The organism is Alistipes sp., assembly GCF_048465575.1.
GTDB lineage: Bacteria > Bacteroidota > Bacteroidia > Bacteroidales > Rikenellaceae > Alistipes.
In genome coordinates, this window is sequence record NZ_DBFWLG010000036.1 from 97,712 (window position 1) to 116,526 (window position 18,815).

14 protein-coding genes are annotated in these 18,815 nt (G+C 62.1%); 8 read left to right on the forward strand and 6 right to left on the reverse strand.

Going from position 1 to position 18,815, the window contains the following annotated elements:
* The first annotated feature begins 17 nt into the window (after window positions 1-17).
* The 3 genes from greA to ACMQ11_RS09745 all read left to right on the forward strand — a co-directional run bounded on the left by greA (window position 18) and on the right by ACMQ11_RS09745 (window position 3,385).
* The gene (gene greA / locus ACMQ11_RS09735) at window positions 18-494 is read left to right on the forward strand and encodes a transcription elongation factor GreA (protein ID WP_418992577.1); all 477 of its coding nucleotides are present in this window, start codon (window positions 18-20) and stop codon (window positions 492-494) included.
* Window positions 495-665: 171 nt separating this feature from the next.
* On the forward strand, window positions 666-998 hold the full coding sequence (locus tag ACMQ11_RS09740; protein WP_418992578.1) for a hypothetical protein: 333 nt from the start codon (window positions 666-668) through the stop codon (window positions 996-998).
* Window positions 999-1,075: 77 nt separating this feature from the next.
* On the forward strand, window positions 1,076-3,385 hold the full coding sequence (locus ACMQ11_RS09745; protein WP_418992579.1) for a TonB-dependent receptor: 2,310 nt from the start codon (window positions 1,076-1,078) through the stop codon (window positions 3,383-3,385).
* 331 nt (window positions 3,386-3,716) lie between these two features.
* Here the strand turns inward: ACMQ11_RS09745 and ACMQ11_RS09750 are convergent, their stop codons facing one another.
* The 5 genes from ACMQ11_RS09750 to ACMQ11_RS09770 all read right to left on the reverse strand — a co-directional run bounded on the left by ACMQ11_RS09750 (window position 3,717) and on the right by ACMQ11_RS09770 (window position 7,641).
* The gene (locus ACMQ11_RS09750) at window positions 3,717-4,259 is read right to left on the reverse strand and encodes a hypothetical protein (protein WP_418992580.1); all 543 of its coding nucleotides are present in this window, start codon (window positions 4,257-4,259) and stop codon (window positions 3,717-3,719) included.
* 18 nt (window positions 4,260-4,277) lie between these two features.
* The gene (mdh, locus tag ACMQ11_RS09755; protein ID WP_418992581.1) at window positions 4,278-5,219 is read right to left on the reverse strand and encodes a malate dehydrogenase; all 942 of its coding nucleotides are present in this window, start codon (window positions 5,217-5,219) and stop codon (window positions 4,278-4,280) included.
* A 254-nt stretch (window positions 5,220-5,473) separates the two neighbouring features.
* On the reverse strand, window positions 5,474-5,851 hold the full coding sequence (gcvH, locus tag ACMQ11_RS09760; RefSeq protein WP_418992582.1) for a glycine cleavage system protein GcvH: 378 nt from the start codon (window positions 5,849-5,851) through the stop codon (window positions 5,474-5,476).
* Window positions 5,852-5,979: 128 nt separating this feature from the next.
* Entirely contained in the window at window positions 5,980-6,705 is a 726-nt protein-coding gene (locus tag ACMQ11_RS09765; RefSeq protein WP_418992583.1) for a biotin--[acetyl-CoA-carboxylase] ligase, read from the reverse strand.
* Between the two features lie 108 nt (window positions 6,706-6,813).
* Window positions 6,814-7,641, reverse strand: coding sequence for a 2,3,4,5-tetrahydropyridine-2,6-dicarboxylate N-succinyltransferase (locus tag ACMQ11_RS09770; RefSeq protein WP_418992584.1), 828 nt, complete (start codon window positions 7,639-7,641; stop codon window positions 6,814-6,816).
* 90 nt (window positions 7,642-7,731) lie between these two features.
* On the opposite strand from ACMQ11_RS09770, the gene ACMQ11_RS09775 reads away from it, so the two are divergent.
* Together ACMQ11_RS09775 and ACMQ11_RS09780 are read left to right on the forward strand one after the other, a co-directional pair.
* Window positions 7,732-9,867, forward strand: coding sequence for a prolyl oligopeptidase family serine peptidase (locus ACMQ11_RS09775; protein WP_418992585.1), 2,136 nt, complete (start codon window positions 7,732-7,734; stop codon window positions 9,865-9,867).
* A 337-nt stretch (window positions 9,868-10,204) separates the two neighbouring features.
* Window positions 10,205-11,461 carry an aspartate kinase gene (locus ACMQ11_RS09780; protein WP_418992586.1) on the forward strand — a complete coding sequence of 419 codons (1,257 nt, stop codon included), beginning with the start codon at window positions 10,205-10,207 and terminating at the stop codon, window positions 11,459-11,461.
* 60 nt (window positions 11,462-11,521) lie between these two features.
* Here ACMQ11_RS09780 and ACMQ11_RS09785 read toward each other — a convergent pair whose 3' ends face one another.
* Entirely contained in the window at window positions 11,522-12,613 is a 1,092-nt protein-coding gene (locus ACMQ11_RS09785) for a DUF4435 domain-containing protein (protein WP_418992587.1), read from the reverse strand.
* An 85-nt stretch (window positions 12,614-12,698) separates the two neighbouring features.
* Between ACMQ11_RS09785 and ACMQ11_RS09790 the strand changes: the two genes are divergently transcribed.
* The 3 genes from ACMQ11_RS09790 to ACMQ11_RS09800 all read left to right on the forward strand — a co-directional run bounded on the left by ACMQ11_RS09790 (window position 12,699) and on the right by ACMQ11_RS09800 (window position 18,760).
* Entirely contained in the window at window positions 12,699-13,046 is a 348-nt protein-coding gene (locus ACMQ11_RS09790; RefSeq protein ID WP_418992588.1) for a translation initiation factor, read from the forward strand.
* Window positions 13,043-16,003 (forward strand): hypothetical protein, encoded by a 2,961-nt coding sequence (locus tag ACMQ11_RS09795; RefSeq protein ID WP_418992589.1) that lies wholly within the window; start codon window positions 13,043-13,045, stop codon window positions 16,001-16,003. Before ACMQ11_RS09790 ends, ACMQ11_RS09795 begins: the two co-directional genes overlap by 4 nt.
* A gap of 342 nt (window positions 16,004-16,345) precedes the next feature.
* Window positions 16,346-18,760, forward strand: a complete 2,415-nt coding sequence (locus ACMQ11_RS09800) for a transglycosylase domain-containing protein (protein WP_418992590.1) — start codon at window positions 16,346-16,348, stop codon at window positions 18,758-18,760.
* Window positions 18,761-18,815 lie beyond the last annotated feature (55 nt).

Below are 18,815 nucleotides of genomic sequence, written 5' to 3' on the forward strand. Positions count from 1 at the left end.
TTTACGTTTTACAGATTATGGCAAAAGAGATTATTTACCTGACGGCGGAGGGTTACAAACGCCTCAAGGAGGAGCTCGACCACATGCGCTCGGTCGAGCGGCCGGCCATGTCGGCGGCGATCGCCGAGGCACGCGACAAGGGAGACCTCGCGGAGAATGCGGAGTACGATGCCGCCCGGGAGGCGCAGGGTCTGCTCGAGATGCGAATCGCCAAGATGGAGGATACCCTCTCCAATGCGCGCGTAATCGACGAGTCGAAGATCGACAAAAGCAAGGTGCAAATTCTGAGCCGGGTGACGCTGCTGAACCACAACAACGGCAAGCAGGTGACCTACACCCTCGTAGCCGAGCACGAAGCCAACCTGCGCGAGGGCAAGCTGGCCATCGGTACCCCGATCGCCAAGGCGCTGCTGGGCCACAGGAAAGGCGACCGCGTCGACGTCGAGGTGCCCGCCGGCATGCTCCATTTCGAGATTCTCGACATCAGCATCTGACGCCTCCGCCCCCGTGGGCCGCGCGGCGCATCGCCCGGCCCGCAAATCGGGTAGCCGGGCACGACATACATCCCCATTTCGGGGTATTTTGCAGGGACCGCTTTGAGCGGTCCTTTTTTATGGTTACCTTTGCCGCGAACCGGGACGGGCAAACACTCCCGGTGCGGAAAGATGAAACGGACGACGCTCAAACGAATCCATGCACTGCTCCTGCTCGTGATTCTCTTCACGGCCTACGCGGGACAGCAGCTCCATATCTACCTGGAGCGTCCCGAGCATTTCGCCGCATTCAACAGCGATCCGGCGGCTGACGACACCGCCCGCAGCCGGGTAGTGCAGCAGCACGTCGTGGACGATTTTTCGTTCTATCCCTGTCTTATCGAAACGCAGTTTGCGCCCAGGTTCCACGCCGAGGTGCTGGCCGTCGTGCGCCCCGCCGCTACGCACTGCAAGCGGGCGCACTCCGAACGGGGCATTTCGCTGCGCGCTCCGCCCGCGGTCTGATCCGAGCTTTTCCCCGTTTTCACTTTTTTTGCCGCCGGTTCTTTCCGTGCGGTTCATTCACCTAATCGCAACATGATATGAAACGATATATCCTGTCGGCACTCCTTGTGGCGTGCCTGCACGTCTGGGCTGCACAGGCTGCCCAGACACCCAAGAAAACAACCGATGCCAATCTTTTCGGGCACGTCGTCGACCGCCAGACCCACGAACACATCCCCTACGCTTCGGTGGCGGTCGCAGGAACCGCTTTGGGCACCACGACCGACGCTTCGGGACATTATTACCTGAAGAATCTGCCCGAGGGCACGCTGACCCTCGAGGTGCGGGCGCTGGGGTACGCTCCCGCGCGGCAGACCGTCACGCTGCGCGCGAAGCAGACTTCGGAGTTGAATTTCGAGGTGGCGCAGAGCGGCATTTCGGTCGACGAGGTGGTCGTCTCGGCCAGCCGCACGGCCACCTTGCGGCGCGAGGCGCCCTCTCTGGTCAGTGTACTGGATGCGGGACTTTTCGAGAAAACCAATGCCGCCTGCCTGGCGCAGGGGCTGGCATTCCAGCCGGGCGTGCGGGTCGAGGACGACTGCCAGAACTGCGGATTCACGCAGGTGCGCATCAACGGACTGGACGGCCATTATTCGCAGATATTGGTCGATTCGCACCCCGTATTCTCGGCCCTGACTGGCGTCTACGGACTGGAGCAAATTCCGGCCAACATGATCGAGCGGGTCGAGGTGCTGCGCGGCGGCGGCTCGGCCCTCTACGGCTCGTCGGCCATCGGCGGTACGATCAACGTCATCACGCGGCAGCCCGCGCGCAGCTCGGCGCAGTTGTCCCACACGCTCACGGCGGTGGGCGGCAGCAACTCCTACGACAATACGACGATGCTCAACGGGTCGCTCGTCTCCGAGAGCGGCCGCATGGGGCTCGCCGTCTTCGGGCAGAACCGCCACCGCTCGGGCTACGACCACGATGGCGACGGGTTCACCGAACTGCCCGCCATCCATTCGCAGGCGGTGGGCCTGCGGTCGTTCGTCCGCACGGGCGCTTATTCGCGCCTGACGGCGCAGTACCACCACATCGAGGAGTACCGCCGTGGCGGCGACCTGCTCGACCAACCGCCCCACGAGGCGCTGGTCGCCGAGCAGACCGACCACGCGATCGACGGCGGCAGCCTCTCTTTCGACCTCTCCTCGGCCGACCGCCGCAACCGGTTCAACGCCTATGCCTCGTTCCAGAACACGGCCCGCCGCAGCTATTACGGCAGCAAGCAGGACCCCGACGCCTACGGCACCACGCACGACCTGACGATCGCCGCCGGTGTACAGTATATCCGGGCTTTCAAAAAGTTGCTTATCATGCCCTCGGAACTGACCCTCGGCGCCGAGTACAGCTACGACGGACTCGAAGACCGTTCGATCGGCTACTCGATTCACACCGACCAGACGGTGCATATTGCGGGTGCCTATTTGCAGAACGAATGGAAGACGAAGAGGTGGTCGCTGCTCGTGGGCGGCCGCCTGGACAAACACAACCTGGTGGACCACGCGATCTTCAGCCCCCGTGTCAATGTGCGCTTCAACCCCTCCGAGGCGGTGAACCTGCGTGTGAGCTACGCTGCGGGGTACCGTGCTCCCCAGGCGTTCGACGAGGACATGCACATCGCCATCGCGGGCGGCGAACGGGTCCGCATCCGCCTGGCGGACGATCTGAAAGAGGAGCGGTCGCACAGCCTAAGCCTCTCGGCCGATCTCTACCGCACGTTCGGCCGCGTCGGGACCAACCTGCTGGTCGAGGGGTTCTATACCCGGCTCGACGACGTCTTCGCCTTGCGCGACCTGAAAGACACGGCCGACGGAGGGGTCATCAAAGAGCGCTACAACGGCTCGGGCGCCACGGTCGGGGGCGTGAATGTCGAGGGCCGTGCCGTGTTCGCCCGCTGGTTCGAGTTGCAGGCGGGCATGACATGGCAGCGGAGCCGCTATGCCGAACCCGAAAAATGGAGCGAGGACCCGGATGTGCCGCCCGTGAGGCGCATGTTCCGCACGCCGGACCTCTACGGCTATTTCACGGCGGCCCTCAAGCCCCTGCGTTCGCTGACGGTCGATCTTACGGGCACCTGCACCGGGGAGATGCTCGTGCAGCACATGGCCGGTTCGGGCGTGGAGCGTGACGTGGCCGTCACCACTCCGCGCTTTGTAGATGTCAACCTGCGTGTAGGATACGATTTTCGTCTCTACAAGGAGGCTACTTTACATCTCTACGGCGGCGTGCAAAACCTCTTCAACGCCTACCAGGACGATTTCGACCGGGGCCCCGACCGCGATTCGGGCTACGTCTACGGCCCCTCGTTGCCCCGTAGCTGGTTCCTCGGCGCCAAACTGAGCTTCTGATCCGGCGGGGGCATTCTGTTTTTCCGAATGCCCTCCCGACTGTCATTCCGAACGCATGTGAGCAATCTACCGCTTATTCTTGTCTAAGGCAGATCCCTCGTCGCTAACGCTCGTTCGGGATGACATGTGAGTTGCGCGGCCCAAAGCCTGCGTAAGGGATGCTCGAAGCCGAATGGCCGAGTGCAGCCCTACGCCGGGAGAGGCTTCGGGCTGCCGTCTCCGGCCCAGGGCCGGAAGCGAACCCTGAATTATTTCAGATATTTCTCATTCCTAAGTCCTCCCCGCTGTCTTCCGAAGCGCCAGCGAGGAATCTACCGCTTTAATAATTGCTTCACAGATCGTTAATAAAGGCAGAGATATAGGAAATGCGGCTCTGCGCGTTGAAATAGAAATCGACAGACAGCCATTCATAAATTCCCTTGTCGGTCGGTCGCCAATTATAAAGCGAATTGATTTCGGTTCTGACAAGTTTTTTAATTCCACCCAATGCGTTCAATGCAGGCAGGAAATTTCCGACTCGAATCGTTCCGTTTACTAAGAATTCGCTTGTCTGGATTTCGAATCCGTAAAAAATCCCATCGATCCAATAAAACCGATCTTTGTCGTAACAGTAAGTGTATGCATTGGGATATTCGTCAAATTCGGATGGGGGTATTATTTTGGTTGGCTTGCCCAATGCCTCCACGAACTGCTCTTGCGTATAGCGTTCCCCGACCCGTAACCCGTTGATCGTGATGGCATCCGTTACAATCGTATTCTGGGCGGATGCGAAGAGGGCGAATGCCAGCAAGACGGGGAGAAACAACCGCCGGTATTGAAACGGGAAAACACGCCCCGTGGACGTGTTTTCCAGAAAAAGTTTGCCTTTTGGCATTTAATACTCAGGCTTGTTTTACAGCGCCTTGATCTCATGGAGCACGGCGTTGGTCTTGTGGACCGCGGCAGCCGAAGCGGCGAATGCGGCGGCCTCTTCGGCCGTAAGGTCGATCTCGACGATCTTCTCGATGCCCTTGCGGCCGATGATCGCCGGAACGCCGATGCAGAGGTCCTGCTGGCCGTACTCTCCCTCGAGGTAGCACGAGCAGGGGATCATCTTCTTCTGGTCCTGGAGGATCGCCTCGACCATCATCGAAGCGGCGGCTCCGGGGGCGTACCAGGCCGAGGTGCCGATCAGTTTGGTGAGCGTGGCGCCGCCGACCATCGTGTTCTGCACGGCCTCCTGGAGCTTCTTCTTCGACGCGAACTGTGCGACGGGCACGCCGTTTACAGTGGCTTTCGAGAGGAGCGGAATCATCGTCGTGTCGCCGTGGCCGCCGATGACCATGCCGTCCACGTTGTTGATGTTGGCGCCCGTGGCCTTGGCCAGGTAGCACTTGAAGCGCGACGAGTCGAGCGCGCCGCCCATGCCGATGATGCGGTTCTTCGGCAGGCCCGATGATTTCAGCGCCAAGTAGGTCAGCGTGTCCATCGGGTTGGCCACCACGATGATGATGGTGCGGGGCGAATACTTGATGATGTTCTCCACGACGCCTTTCATGATGTTGGCGTTGGTGCCGATCAGCTCCTCGCGCGTCATGCCCGGCTTGCGGGGAATGCCCGAGGTGATGACCACCACGTCGGAGTTGGCGGTTTTCTTATAGTCGTTGGTCGCGCCCACGAGCTTCGTGTCGAAATCCATCAGCGTTGAGCACTGGTACATATCGAGCATCTTGCCCTCCGAAAGACCCTCCTTGATGTCGATGAGGACCACTTCGCTCGCCACCTCGCGGCAAGCCATCACGTTCGCACAGGTTGCGCCCACGGCGCCTGCACCTACAACGGTAACTTTTGACATAACAGGTAAGTATTTGAGTTAATTGTTCGTTTTCTCTCTCCCGGCCGTCCTTATCGCCGCCGTTGGCGGCGTTTACAATTCGGACCCCTCCCCAAACCCCTCCCTTGGGAGGGACTTTATCCGGGCCGAATCAAGTGTTGCCAGACGGGTATGTATAAGTTTGCGGGCGCCCGGACCTTTTGCGGTCATTCGAACCGCGTGAAGAATCTGACACCGGGCATAGTCCAGACCCGTTTTTAATTGTTCCTGTGGAACTATCCGATCAGCTCCTCGTACTGCGCGGCGCTCATCAGGCCGTCGTACTCCTCGGGAGCGGTCATGCGGACCTTGACGATCCACCCCTCGCCGTAGGGGTCCTTGTTGACGGTGGCGGGGTCGGCGTCCACGGCGTCGTTGAATTCGACGATCTCGCCCGACACCGGGAGGAATGCGTCGCTGACGGTCTTGACGGCCTCGATCGAGCCGAACACCTCGCCCGCTGCGAGCGTCTCGCCGACCGTGGGCACGTCTACGAAAACGATGTCGCCCAACTGGCTCTGGGCGAAATCCGTAATGCCGATCACGGCTACATCGCCCTCGATGCGGCACCACTCGTGGTCGCTGGAGTATTTCAGGTTTGCAGGTACGTTCATGGTAGAATCTCTCTTTTAGGTTGTTTTACGATGCAAATATAGTTGTTATTTCGGTAACAGCAAGGGTTTCTGTTATTTTTTTCACACGATTCCGGGCCGTTTTCCCGGCCGCCGGCCGGGGTAAGGGCTCAACGGTCCGCAATGACGAATCCGATCTGCTGGAAAAGGTACTCCCCGAGGCGGCCGTCGTCGTGCCGCAGGAGCAGCTCCCCCGTGGGGCGCACGCCCTCGATCACGCCGCCGATGAGCGTTCCGTCGGGCAGACGGTAGAGGTGCCGCTCGCCCAGGCGGTACATGCGTGCGCGGTACTCCCGCTGCAAGGCCTCCCGGTCGCCCCGTTCGAGTTGGGCATAACGGGTTGTGACGCAGGCGGCGAACGTTTCGAGCACCTCGCGGCGGTCGAACGTATGGCCTGCGGCGACGGCCAGCGAGACGGGGTTGGGCAGCGCCGGGTCGAACACGGTCTGGTTGACGTTGATGCCGATTCCCGCAATGGAGCGGGCAAGCATCGGGCCCGAAAAGTTGTGCTCGATCAGCATCCCGACCAGCTTGCGGTCGCCGGCGTAGATGTCGTTGGTCCACTTGATGCGGGTGTCGACGCCGAGGGCCGAAAATGTGTCCGTGAGCGCCAGTGCTACGGCCTCCGAGAGCAGGAACTGCTCCGTAACGGGCAGGAAGCGGGGTTCGAGCATGAGCGAGAAGGTGAGGTTCTCGCCCTCGGGACTGGTCCAGGTATGGCCCCGCTGTCCGCGCCCGGCGGTCTGCCGCTCGGCCCATACGACGTCGCCGTGTCGGTATCGCGGGTCGCGCGCCTCGTCATTGGTCGAGGTGGTCTGTGCAATCGGATAAATCATATTTCAATTCATAATTATGAATTCACAATTCATAATTCCGCAGTATCCTGTCTATCGGCCTTGCAGGCGGGATGTTCCTCCAATTATGAATTGTGAATTAGGAATTGCTCACGCCGACACCCCGAAATCTCTGAGTGCGTCGTTCAGCGAGGTTTTCTTGTCGGTGGACTCTTTGCGTTGCCCGATAATCAGTGCGCACGTGACGTTGTATTCGCCCGCGGGGAACTGCTTGCGGTAGCTGCCCGGGACGACCACCGAGCGGGGCGGCACGTACCCCTTGTAGGTCACGGGCTCCGGCCCGGTCACGTCGATGATGTGCGTCGAGCCCGTGATGACGGTGTTCGACCCCAGGACCGCTTCGCGGCAGACGTGCGCCCCCTCGACGACGATCGAGCGGGAGCCGATGAAGCAGTTGTCCTCGACGATGACGGGCGCCGCCTGCACGGGTTCCAATACCCCGCCGATCCCCACGCCGCCCGAGAGGTGGACGTGGCGTCCGATCTGGGCGCACGAACCGACCGTGGCCCACGTGTCGACCATCGTGCCCGTATCGACATAGGCCCCGATGTTGACGTAGGAGGGCATCAGAATGGCTCCCGGCGCGATGTAGGCGCCGTAGCGCGCGACGGCATGGGGCACGGCCCTGACGCCCAACTCCTCGTAGCCGTGCTTGAGCTCCATCTTGTCGAACCACTCCAGTTCTCCCGCCTCCATCTTGCGCATGGGCTGGATCGGAAAATAGAGGAGAATGGCTTTCTTGACCCACTCGTTGACCTGCCACTCGCTTTTTGCGAGGTCCACGGGTTCGGCCGTGCGCAGGCGGCCCGTGTCCACCCGTGAAATCACCTCGCGGATGGCCTCCTGCGTGGCCTCTTCGCGGAGCAGGCCGCGCTCCTCCCACGCCTGCTCGATTATGCTCTTCAGTTCTTCGTACATATCGTACCTTTTTTTCAGCAGGTAAAGATAGTGCAAAATCTTCGTTTTTTTCCTAACTTTGCACCGGTCATCACCCAAACCGTTTCGACAATGAGAAAAATCGCGTTCCAAACCGTTCTGCTGCTCGCGGCTGCGGCCGTGGCGGCAAGTTGCAGCAACATGAAGCAGATAAAGCACCGCTCCTATCCCGCCGCCGAGCGGCAGGAGGTTACGGACAACTATTTCGGCACCGAGGTCCCGGACCCCTACCGCTGGCTCGAGGACGACAATTCCGAGGCCACGGCGGCTTGGGTGGCGGCCGAAAATGCCGTCACGGAGGATTATCTTTCGCAGATTCCGTTCCGCGGCGCCATCCGCGAGCGGCTGACCCAAATGTGGAACTACGCCAAGCAGAGCGCGCCCTCGAAGCATGGCCAGTGGTGGTACTACTCCTATAACGATGGCCTGCAAAACCAGTCGGCCATCTGGCGCACGGCCGAGCCGGGCACCCCGGGCGAGGTGTTCCTCGATCCCAACACCCTCTCCGAGGACGGCACCGTGGCGCTTGTCTCCGTCTCGTTCTCCGAGGACGGCCGTTACTGCGCCTACGCCGCCTCGGCTTCGGGCTCGGACTGGGTCGAGATCCGCGTGCTGGATGCGGCAGACGGCCGGCTCGTGGAGGACAAGATCGAGTGGGTGAAATTCTCGGGCGCCACGTGGGCTCCCGACTCCAAGGGATTCTATTACAGTGCTTACGATGCTCCCGAAGAGGGCGTCTACTCGTCGCAGAACCAGTTTCAGAAAGTCTACTACCACCGGCTCGGTACGCCGCAGTCGTCCGACAAGCTGATCTACCACGACCCGGCGCATCCGCTGCGCTATTTTTCGGCCTGGCCCTCCGACGACGGCAAGTGGCTCTTCGTGGTCGGCTCGGAGGGCACATCCGGTACGGAAATCCTCTATAAAAAGGTGAATGACAAGACGTTCCGGACCCTGCTGCCGGGCTTCGACGCCGACTATGCACCCGTCGAGTGCGTGGACGACGCCCTCTACTACGTCACCAACCGCGACGCGCTGAACTACTGCCTGCGCAAGATCGATCTGAACAATCCCGCCAAAGACGTAACCCTCATCCCCGAGCATGCGAAGAACCTGCTCGAAGGGGTCGGCTCGGCGGGCGGTTACCTCTTCGCCACCTATTTGCAGGATGCGCAGAACAAGGTCGTCCAGTACGGCTTCGACGGCAAGCCGGTCCGCGAGGTCGCGCTTCCGGCCATCGGTTCGGTCGGCGGCTTCGACGGCGAAAAGGAGGACACCGAACTCTACTACACGCTCTCGAACTACACGGCACCGGCCACCATCTACAAATACGACATCGCCTCGGGCACCACCGAACTCTTCAAGGCTCCCGAGGTCAATTTCGATCCCTCGCTTTTCACCACCGAACAGGTGTTCTACTCCTCGAAAGACGGCACCGAGGTTCCCATGTTCATCACCCGGCGCAAGGACCTGAAACGCGACGGCAAGAATCCCTGCCTCTTGTACGCCTACGGCGGGTTCCAGATCAACATGACTCCCGGCTTCAACCCCTCGGCGATGATGTTCGTCGAGCAGGGCGGCATCTACTGCGTGGCCAACCTCCGGGGCGGCTCGGAGTACGGCGAGGCGTGGCACAAGGCGGGCATGCTCGAAAACAAGCAGAACGTCTTCGACGATTTCATCGCCGCCGCCGAGTACCTCGTCGCCGAACGATACACCTCGTCGGACAAACTGGCCATTCACGGCGGCTCGAACGGCGGCCTTTTGGTCGGCGCCTGCGAGGTGCAGCGCCCCGATCTCTTCGCCGTATGCCTCCCGGCCGTGGGCGTGATGGACATGCTGCGCTACCACAAGTTCACCATCGGCTGGGGCTGGGCCGTCGAATACGGTTCGTCGGACAACGCCGAGCAGTTCCCTTATATCTATAAGTACTCGCCCCTGCACAACATCCGCGAGGGCGTGGCCTATCCCGCCACGCTGGTGATGACCGCCGACCACGACGACCGCGTGGTTCCGGCCCACTCGTTCAAGTTCGCCGCCACGATGCAGCACTGCCAGGCGGGAGAGGCTCCGGTGCTGATCCGCATCGAGTCCAAGGCGGGCCACGGCGCGGGCAAACCCACCTCGAAGCGCATCGACGAGGCGGCCGACATGTATGCGTTCCTGTTCCAGAACGTCGGTGTGCCGTACGAACCGATTAAGAATTAAAAATTTTGGGGAGGGCACTACCCGGGTAATGTCGAGGGGCGCAGGGCAGGTGAAAGGTGAAAGGTGAAAGGCGAAAGGCGAAAGGCGAAAGGCGAAAGGCGAAAGGCGAAAGGCGAAAGGCGGCACTCGATCCCCGAGCAATGTCGAGGGGGCGGCTTTTGAACTTTTTGTCATTCCGAACGCAGGTGAGGAATCTTCCGCTTCCTGTTCGCTCCCGGCCTACAACCGGAAGCGGCGGCCCGGGGCTGCGAAGATTTCCGAAGCGACAGTTTCGGAAAAACAGCGCAAAGACCATCGGGAGATCGATCGCCTATTTAAGTATTAGAAGTCACAAAGCATGAAAGTCTATAAATTCGGAGGTGCTTCAGTGCGCAATGCCGAGGGCGTGCGCAACCTGCGGAAGATCATCGACGACGAGCAGAACCTCTTTATCATCGTCTCGGCCATGGGCAAGACGACCAACGCGCTCGAAAAGGTGTTCGAGGGGGTTCAGCAGGGCGACCGGGCGATGTGTGACGAGCACGTGGCCGCCATCCGCGAATACCACACCGGGATCATCTCCGAACTGTGGCGCGGACCGCGGCGTCTGGAGCGGGTCGAGGAGCTGTTCGACGAGCTGGCCGGGTTCGCCGCCCGTCCGGGCTACCGCGCCGAGGAGGCCGAACTGTGGTACGACCGCATCGTGGCCTACGGCGAGTTGGTCTCGACGACCATCATCTCCGAATACCTCAACCATGCGGGAGTCAGCAACCGCTGGATCGACATGCGCCGCTGCTTCGTGACCGAGCAGCGCCACAAGGACGCGGGGGTCGACATCGCGGCCTCGGCGCAGCGGCTCAAGGGCGCGCTGGCAGCCTGCGAGGAGACGATCTTCGTGGGGCAGGGCTTTATCGGCGCCGCACCCGACGGTACGACCACCACGCTCGGCCGCGAGGGGTCGGACTACTCGGCGGCCGTCGCGGCCCACATCCTCGATGCCGAGTCGATGTCCGTGTGGAAAGACGTCGACGGGGTGCTCAACGCCGATCCCAAGATCTTCCCCGACGCCGTGCAGATCGCCGAACTGAACTACCTGGACACGATCGAATTGGCGTACAGCGGTGCGCAGATCATCCACCCCAAGACTATCAAGCCGCTGCAAAACAAGAATATCCCGCTCTACGTGCGGCCTTTCGGCGACAAGCGCAAGCCGGGCACTGTGATCCGCGGCATGTCGGCCCCGGTCGAGGTTCCCATCCTCATTCTCAAGAAAGACCAGGTGCTGCTGACGATCCGCTCGCGCGACTTTTCGTTCGTGCTGGAGGAGAAATTCGCCACGATCTTCGCCCTGCTCGAGCGGTTCCGCATCAAGGCCAACCTGATCCACAATTCGGCCGTCAATCTGAGCCTGTGCGTCGACCGCACGTGGCATATCGACGAGGCGATCGGCGCCCTGCGCGCGTCGGGCTTCGACGTGATGAAAGCCGAGAACATGGAGCTGCTGACCGTGCGCGGCTATACCGACGAACTGTGGCGGCGCTATGCCGACGGGCCGCAGGTCTTCGTGCGGCAGTCCACCCAGTCCACCGTGCGCGTGGTCCGCAAGCGCGGATAGACCGGTCCTTTTACGGCAACTCGCCCAGCCCTAATTCTTAATTTTTAATTCTTAATTGAATTACTGCTGCCTGAGGTTGCGCAGGATGGTGAGGTAGGAGTCGCCCTCGATCTCTCCGCGGTGCTTCATGTCGATGATCGTGCGGACGATGTAGCGCGTAATGTCGCGCTGCAAACGCTTGTACAGCGGACACTTGGTGTAGTTCTCGTTGTCCAGCAGCACGTCGCGGATCGAGCGCAGCGAGTTGGTGTAGTTCGACATCTCGTTCTTAAGCGCCACGCCCTGCTTCTTCGACGAGGTGATCTTGGCAATGGACATCTGCCGCAGCTTCTCGCACACCGTATTGAGACAGATCAGCACCACGTTGTCCATCAGCGTGTGGCCGTGCATGAACAGGTAGGCCGTCTCGGGCGCGAGGCCCCGGGCCTGGAGCTGCTCTTCGAACGCCTGCATCGGTTCGATCATCCGCGGGTTGCGCTGGCGCAGCAGCTGCTCGCGCTTGGAGACGTTGCGCCGCAGCCACTGCAAGGTCCGCTCGCCGTTGTCGGCGATGTCGAGGTAGTTGATCCGCACCGCGGCCTTGAAATCGATGAGCGGAAAGACGCTCTCCGACGCGAGCTGCGCCGAAAAGGCGTACCACACGAACAGCGGGTAGATCGCACACGAATAGGCGTGGAGGAACTCCACGAAATCGAAGATGCGCGTGTCGTTCTTGGTGGCCTTGACGCAGACATTGTGCAGCGAGGGAGCGTAGCAGAGGTAGTTCTCGGTGGCGTAGGCGTAGGTGTGGAACATGAAGCGCGAGTCGTTGACCTGCTGCGACTGCTCGGTGCGCCCGGCGAAGAGGTAGTCGAAATCCGAATCGACGCACAGCAGCAGCTCTTCCGACGAGCGGGGGATCATTCCCAGCAATACTTTTTTGCCCTTGGGCAGGTCACCGCGGTCGGGCACCGAAATTTCGAACCGCAGGTAGGGATTCTGGAAATGGTCGAAGATACCGCGCCAGAAAGCCACGTCCTCGTACCCCTCGACGTAGACCCGTACCAACCGCTGATTGGGGTTGGCCGGCAACGGCCGGGGCAGCTCCTCCGGCGCCAGGGGGCGCGTAAAGGGGTTCAGGCGGCGCAGTTTTTCGCTAATCTTGTTCGGCATACGACGTAAAGATAAATATTTTACTAAATTTGCGCAAAATAACGCGGCCGATTCGGCGTTTTATTTCTACTTTTCGAACAACACGATGGCGGATAACGATTGGAAAACACGTCTGGGCATGGTCTACTCGACCGACCCCGATTTCAAATACGAGACCGAACGGCAGGCCGACCGGCCGACGCTGCCGCCCGCACAGCAGGAGCTGCGCGTGTGGCTCGACCGCAAGCAGCGCGGGGGCAAGATCGTCACGCTCGTGCGGGGGTTCGTCGGCAGCGACGCCGATCTGGAGGAGCTGGCGCGCATGCTCAAGACCCGCTGCGGCGTGGGCGGCGCGGCCAAGGCGGGCGAGATCATCATTCAGGGCGACCACCGCGACCGCGTGGTCGAACTGCTCACGCGCGGCGGCTACCGCTGCAAAAAGGCCGGCAATTGAAACGGCTGCTGCTCCGAGTCGCTTTCGTGCTCTGCGCCCTGACCGGCTCGCAGCGCCTCTCGGCCCAGTACTACACCTGGGGCTCCGACCCCACGGGGCTCAAATGGTCGACGATCCGAACGCCCGACGTGAGGATGATCTATCCCGACACGGTTGCGGCCGTGGCGCGGCGTACGCTCTTCTACATCCGCTCGGTGCAGCCCGACATCGCCTACGGCTTCCGCCACGGCCCGATGCGGATTCCGTTCGTCATGCACCCCGAGAATTTCCAGTCCAACGGGCTGGTCATGTTTCTGCCCAAGCGGGTCGAATTTCTCACCTCCCCGGCCATCGACGGCTACTCGATGCCGTGGTACAAGCAGCTGGTGGCGCACGAATACCGCCACGCCGTGCAGTACAACAACCTCAACCGGGGCGTGATCCGCGCCCTGAGTTATGTCCTGGGCCAGCAGGGCTCGACCATCGGCCTCTTGTGCATGCCCATCTGGGCGATGGAGGGCGATGCCGTAATGTCCGAGACCGCCATGTCCTCGTTCGGCCGCGGACTGCAACCGGCGTTCTCGATGGGCTACCGCGCCATGGGCCATGTGGGGGCCGACCGCCGGGGTCGCCGCGATCGCTGCAACATCGACCGCTGGTTCTGCGGCTCGTACCGCGACTACATCCCCGACCACTATGAGCTGGGCTACCAGATCTGCTCCTACGCTTGGGAGCGCTACGGCGAGAACGTCTGGGACCGCGTGGCGTGGTTCGGCTCGCGCAACCCCTACATGCTGGCCACCACGCGTATCGCGCTCTCGAAATATTACGATACGAACGTCAACCGCCTCTTCCGCGAGACGTTCGCCGACCTGGAGCGGCATTGGAATTCGCTGCCACGGGTCGAGGACAGCGCTGCGCCGCTCACCGACCTGCCCGAGGGGAACTACACCACCTACGCCTGGCCGCAGTCGCTCGGCGACACGACGGTGCTGGCGCTCAAAACCGATTACGACCGTCCGACGCGCTTCGTGGTGCTCGACCCCCGCACGGGCCGCGAGCGCCGGGTGGCCTACACCGGAAGCGTCTCGACCCGCCCGGCACTGGCCGGCGGCCGCGTCTGGTGGACCGAGTACCGGCGCTCGAAGCTCTTCGAGCAGCGGGTCAATTCGCAGCTCTGCTACATGGACCTTTCCGACGGCCGGCCCCGGCAGGTCGCGGGGCGCCGCAACGCGCTCTATCCGACACCGGGCGGCCTGGCGATGGGGTGGGTCGAGTACAATCCCGACGGCCGTTACTCGGTGGTCGTCGAGCATTGGGGCGGTGCCGAGGAGCGATTCCCGGCCCCCGACTGCGCGGAGTTGCACGGCCTGGCGTGGGATGCACTGACGGTGGCGTGGTACGTCCTGGTGACCGACGACACGGGCATGTGGATCGGCCGCATCGACCGCGAGGGTGTGCACCCGATTACCGACGGAGCCTACATCACCCTCTCGAACCTGCGCGCCGCCGACGGCTGGCTCTACTACGGTTCGATCCAGTCTGGCAAGGACGAGGCGCACGCCTACGACCTGATGGGCCGCCGCGAATACCGCCTCACGGAGTCGGCCTACGGCTCGTTCGCTCCGGCGCCCGCGGCGGACGGGGTGCTCGTGACGACCTACGACCGCCACGGTTACCGCGTGGCCCGGCAGCGCGTGGCGGACAGCCTCATGATCCCCGTCACGCCGGCGCGGCTGCCCCTGAATACGGTCAACCCGTCGCGCAGGCGCTGGAATGTCCTCAACCTCGACACGGTGCGTTTCACGGCCGTGGATTCGGCGCGGCAGGAGCGTTCGTTCCGCTCGAAGCGCTACCGCAAGGGACCCAATCTGGTGAATGTCCACAGCTGGATGCCTGTGGCTTTCAATCCGTTCGAAGCGGTGGACGAGCATGTGATCGACCTCAACGTGGGCTTCACGCTCCTCTCGCAGAACCTCTTGTCGAACACCGAGGCGTTCGCCTCCTACGGCTGGAACCGCCGCGAGGGTTCGCTCTACAAATTGGGCGTGCGCTATTTCGGTCTGGGCGTCCACCTCGATCTCGATGCGACCTACGGCGGCAACCAGGTCTTCTACTCGCTGGCGCAGTACAACGAGCAGACCGGAAAATACGAGTACCAGCAGCGTCCGGCTCCGAACAAGTACTACTCCGTGGGGCTCTCGGCCCTGCTGCCGCTCTATTTCCAGCGGGGCTACCACACCCGCCAGCTCTCCCTCTCGACGGGCTGGAACTTCTCGAACGGCATGGTAGCCAACATGGACAAGATCGACTGGAAGAACGGCGGCATCACCAACATCCAGCACATCGGCTTCCGCAAGGGGCTGCACAAACTCTCGTTCGGCATCGGTTTCTCGGACCAGGTGCGGCTTGCGCACCGCGATTTCGCACCCCGCTGGGGCTATACGCTAAGCACCTCCTACACCTTCAACCCCGCCAACGACCATTTCAGCGACCTGATCTCGGTCTACGCCCGGGGTTACCTGCCGGGCGTCGCCGACCACCACTCGCTGATGGTGGCCGCCACCTACCAGACCTCGGTCGGCGGGTACAAGTTTCCGACGGGCTACGCGCCACTCAGCTACCGCTCGACGCGCCTTATCCCGCGGGGTTTCACGTCGGCGGATATTCTCTCGAACAACTATACGGCTTTTGCCGCGAACTACCAGCTGCCCGTCTGGTACCCCGAAGGGGGCATCGGCTCGGTGATCTATTTCAAGCGCATCCGCCTGAACGTCGGGGGCGACTACGCCCGCTTCCGCGACCTCACCCCGAAGGGGATGCGCTGGCGGCACATCTGGTCGGTGGGCGGCGACCTGGTGTTCGACATCAACGCCTTCCGGCAGCCCGCATCGGCCACCTCGACCGTCAAGATTTCGGTCTATCACCCCTCGAACGGGGGCATGTGGTACGCCGCGTCGGTGGGACTGCCGTTCTGAAAAGGTGAAAGGTCGAAGGTGAAAAGTTGCCCAACCCTCGCCCCTGAGCGGTGGTGCCCGAAACCATCCCGGGCGGAGGCGTGCATCGTGGCGCGGGCCCGGTTTGTCCCCCGGTGGCTGCGTATCGCAAACGACAAGCGGGTTCTGGCCGCTTCGGGTCCGCAGCCCGAAACGGCAGACAGAAGCCTCGCCCGGCGAAGGGCTGCATTTTCAGCCTTCAGGCTTCGAGCGACCCTTCGCAGGCTCCGGGCCGCAATGCCCATCCCGACTGCGATAATTGTGAATTATGAATTGTGAATTTTGCATTGTCTTTTCGTATCTTTGTCATCAAAATAGCGCACTATGGCCCAAAAGAAAAAAACGGACATCTCTCCGAAGACGATAAAATGGATCTGGGGCGTGGCCCTGGCTCCGTTCGCCCTGCTGCTGGTGATGCTTCTGCTGACTGCCGTGGGGTTGTTCGGCCGCATGCCTTCGTTCGAGGAGCTGGAGAATCCGCGCAGCAACCTCTCGACCGAAATCTACTCCGAGGACGGCAAGGTGATCGGCACGTTCTTCGTCCAGAACCGCTCCTACGTGCAGTACGACGAGCTCTTCCCGGCCGATTCGACGCTCCATGTTTGGCTCGGCGGGCACGAAGTGCCGCCCATCGTCGCGGCGCTGATCTCCACCGAGGACGTCCGTTTCCGCAGCCACTCGGGCATCGACATCCCCTCGCTGGCGCGCGTGGCCTTCAAGACCGTGCTGATGCAGAATACCTCGCAGGGCGGCGGTTCCACGATCACGCAGCAGCTTGCCAAGAATCTTTTTCCGCGCGACACGGTCCGCAACCGCGGCCGCATCGTGCGCAACGCCAAGCTGGTCACCTCGAAGCTCAAGGAGTGGATCACGGCCCTCAAGCTCGAATACAACTACACCAAGGAGGAGATCGCCTCCATGTACCTCAATACGGTCGAGTACGGTTCGAACGCCTACGGCATCAAGTCGGCGGCCCAGACCTTCTTCAACAAGGAGCCGCATGAGCTGAACGTGCAGGAGGCCGCCGTGCTCGTGGGCGTTGTGAACGCCCCGACGCGCTACTCTCCGGTGCGCAACCCCGTGAACGCCCTCGCGCGCCGCAACCTCGTGCTCACGCGCATGGAAGATGCCGGGGCCCTGACGCGCCACCAGCGCGACTCGCTCGCGGCGCTTCCGATCGTACTCAACTACAAGCCCGTCTCGCACAACGAGGGCTCGGCGACCTATTTCCGCGAGATGCTGCGCCTGGTGATGAACGCCTCCCGTCCGCGCCGCAGCCAGTTCTACAACGAGTCGGACTACGAGGTAGCCGTCAGGGAGTACGACACCAATCCGCTCTACGGCTGGTGCCGCAAGAACCGCAAGGCCGACGGCACGGAGTACAACATCTACCGCGACGGATTGAAAATCTACACCACCCTCAACTCCGCGATGCAGACCTACGCCGAGCAGGCCGTGCAAAAGCAGATGGAGACGGTGATCCAGCCCCAGATGGATGCGCAGTACAAGCGCACGAAGACCCTCTTCATCGACGCCGACCGCGAGGAGCGCGAGCGGATCATGCGCCACGCCGTCCGCTATTCGGACCGCTACCGCGAGATGAAGAACGCGGGCGCCTCCGAAAAGGAGATCGAGGCGTCGTTCGACCGCCCCTCCCGGATGAAGGTCTTCACCTACCGCGGCGAGCGGGATACGCTGATGACCCCGCGCGACTCGATTCTGCACCACAAGCGGATCATGCGCGCGGCGTTCGTGGCGCTCGATCCCCGCACGGGCTATGTCAAGGCCTATGTGGGCGGTCCCAATTTCCGCTATTTCAAGTACGACATGGCCAAGCAGGGCAAGCGGCAGATCGGCTCGACGATCAAACCCTTCGTCTACACCTTCGCTATCGACCACCTGGGTCTGACGCCCTGCACGCCGGTGCCCAACCTGCCCGTGACGATCGAGACGGCCAACGGCACGCCCTGGTCGCCCAAGGAGGCCGGAAAGGTCGAGCAGCTGGGCGAGCTGCACCCCCTCTCGTGGGGCCTTGCGCGCAGCCGCAACAACTATTCGGCCTGGATCATGAAGCAGGCCAAGGAGCCCGCGGCCGTGGCCGATTTCATCCACAACATGGGCATTCGGAGCTACATCGACCCCGTGCCCGCGCTCTGCCTGGGTACGTCCGAGTCCAACGTCTTCGAACTGGTGAGCGCCTTCTCGACCTTCGCCAACGAGGGGGTGCACACCGATCCTGTTTTCGTCACCCGCATCGAGGACCGGCAGGGCAACCTGATCGCCTCGTTCATCCCCCAGTCGCAGGACGCCATCAGCGAGCGCACGGCCTACACGATGCTCACCATGCTGCAAGGTGTGGTCAACGCCGGTACGGCCGGGCGGCTGAAATGGCAGTACGGTTTCAACGACGTGGAACTGGGCGGCAAGACGGGCACCTCGAACAAGAACCGCGACGCCTGGTTCATGTGTGTGGCTCCGCGCCTGGTGGCCGGGGCCTGGGTCGGCGGCGAGGACCAGTCGGTGCACCTGCTTTCGCGCGGCGAGGGCGGCGTGGTGGCGCTGCCGATCGTGGGTGATTTTCTCAAGAAGGTCTACGACGACGGCCGCCTGGGCGTCAGCCGCTCGGACCAGTTCGTGCGGCCGCCGATGATGCCGCGCTACGACTGCGACGATGAGGCCGACCAGCACGAGCGGGCTTCGGAAACGGGTATCTCGGAGGACGACGATTTCTTCGATTGATCCCGTTGCCGGGAGGAGTGAAACAGCGGGTCGGACGGTTGCGTCGAGGACCCCG

Coding starts and splice junctions, on each gene's coding strand:
- ACMQ11_RS09785 (WP_418992587.1), bottom strand. CDS start 12,613: ATGCCGAACAAGATTAGCGAAAAACTGCGCCGCCTGAACCCCTTTACG.
- mdh (WP_418992581.1), bottom strand. CDS start 5,219: ATGTCAAAAGTTACCGTTGTAGGTGCAGGCGCCGTGGGCGCAACCTGT.
- ACMQ11_RS09790 (WP_418992588.1), top strand. CDS start 12,699: ATGGCGGATAACGATTGGAAAACACGTCTGGGCATGGTCTACTCGACC.
- ACMQ11_RS09750 (WP_418992580.1), bottom strand. CDS start 4,259: ATGCCAAAAGGCAAACTTTTTCTGGAAAACACGTCCACGGGGCGTGTT.
- ACMQ11_RS09745 (WP_418992579.1), top strand. CDS start 1,076: ATGAAACGATATATCCTGTCGGCACTCCTTGTGGCGTGCCTGCACGTC.
- ACMQ11_RS09775 (WP_418992585.1), top strand. CDS start 7,732: ATGAGAAAAATCGCGTTCCAAACCGTTCTGCTGCTCGCGGCTGCGGCC.
- ACMQ11_RS09765 (WP_418992583.1), bottom strand. CDS start 6,705: ATGATTTATCCGATTGCACAGACCACCTCGACCAATGACGAGGCGCGC.
- ACMQ11_RS09770 (WP_418992584.1), bottom strand. CDS start 7,641: ATGTACGAAGAACTGAAGAGCATAATCGAGCAGGCGTGGGAGGAGCGC.
- greA (WP_418992577.1), top strand. CDS start 18: ATGGCAAAAGAGATTATTTACCTGACGGCGGAGGGTTACAAACGCCTC.
- gcvH (WP_418992582.1), bottom strand. CDS start 5,851: ATGAACGTACCTGCAAACCTGAAATACTCCAGCGACCACGAGTGGTGC.
- ACMQ11_RS09740 (WP_418992578.1), top strand. CDS start 666: ATGAAACGGACGACGCTCAAACGAATCCATGCACTGCTCCTGCTCGTG.
- ACMQ11_RS09780 (WP_418992586.1), top strand. CDS start 10,205: ATGAAAGTCTATAAATTCGGAGGTGCTTCAGTGCGCAATGCCGAGGGC.
- ACMQ11_RS09800 (WP_418992590.1), top strand. CDS start 16,346: ATGGCCCAAAAGAAAAAAACGGACATCTCTCCGAAGACGATAAAATGG.